The sequence below is a fragment of the Streptomyces sp. NPDC046881 genome (assembly GCF_040645015.1).
Classification (GTDB): domain Bacteria; phylum Actinomycetota; class Actinomycetes; order Streptomycetales; family Streptomycetaceae; genus Streptomyces.
On sequence record NZ_JBEYXJ010000245.1, the window covers coordinates 1 to 1,135 of the forward strand.

The window sequence follows — 1,135 nt, forward strand, 5'->3', positions numbered from 1 at the left end:
CCACGAGAGGGCCTCACCGCCGCACGGTGTCTCACCGCCCTCTCAGGCAGGGCCGACCGACGACGCCCCGTCCGACACCCGCCGACGACGCGCCGTCCGACACCCGCCGACGACGTCAATTCACAGATTCCTGAGCGGGTGGACACAGCACTCCCACAACCAAGCGAAATACATCTTTGCCTTATTCTGGGCGTGGGATGAGTCGCAATATGGATGGCGTCCGTTTTTGTTATGGGTGGCTACAGGGGGCTTCGCGTTCATATTTAAAAGGTGTCGGTCTTTTATCTCAAATCTATGCTGTTGATGGGGTGGCGTGTATCCTGGCACGGGTCACTGTGTGAATTATGCAGTGATCGCAGGGCCCACACACGAAAGCGGGCCCCACGCTCCCGGTCGAAGGGAGGGCGTGGGGCCCGGATGCCTGGGCCTCGGTGGGTCCGGCTGCGCCAACAGCTGGGCCCACCTGCGCTTTTAGAGCACTCCGGTGAGCTTGAGCCCCCAGTACACGGCCTGCAGGATGCACGTGACCAGGGTGACCGTCTCAGCGGCGCGCTTGCGCTTGGAGCGGCCCGGCGTGGCCTGCTCGTGCGAGCGGTCCATGCCGGACATCGTTCACCTCCTCTCTGCCTATTTCCGTCTCGCCCCTTCCTTGGGGTGATTTGAACGTTAGCAGAGGGCAGGGCTTATAAAGATCCGGACCGTGCGCCTCCGGGTGGCCCTGGAAGGCTCTCTTGCTCCTCGTCTATCGCGTGGTGAAGTGGAATGAGGAAGGCTTTGCGCGAGCCGGTGGATTCCGCTTTTTCGACCAGCGGTGCCTCCCGCAGTTTGAATCTGGCGAGGCGGTGAGGGGAGCGGTTGAACGCCCATCAGGCTGGCCCGGCACCCACGGCTAGGGGTGGCCCCTCGGAGGGCATCGAGGCCGATCTCGGTGTCAGACGGACCCGCGGCCAGAGAGCTGTACCAGGAGGCGCAGATGCTGCTGGCGGACGGACACGACGCGGGCTGCCGACTGCCAGTCCGAGATTCAGCGTTGACCGCTCGCTCGACCACAGCGGGGGGGGGGGGCCCCCCGCGGGGCGGCCCCCCCCCCCCGGAGCGCACGCCCGCCGCAGCCCCCCCCCCCACAAGAAGGGCG

At 65.7% G+C, this 1,135-nt stretch carries 1 protein-coding gene; it reads right to left on the reverse strand.

The genetic code is table 11. The features are described from left to right. Positions 1-471: 471 nt before the first annotated feature. Positions 472-609, reverse strand: coding sequence for a hypothetical protein (locus tag ABZ923_RS41320; protein WP_361483617.1), 138 nt, complete (start codon positions 607-609; stop codon positions 472-474). Between the last annotated feature and the right edge of the window lie 526 nt (positions 610-1,135).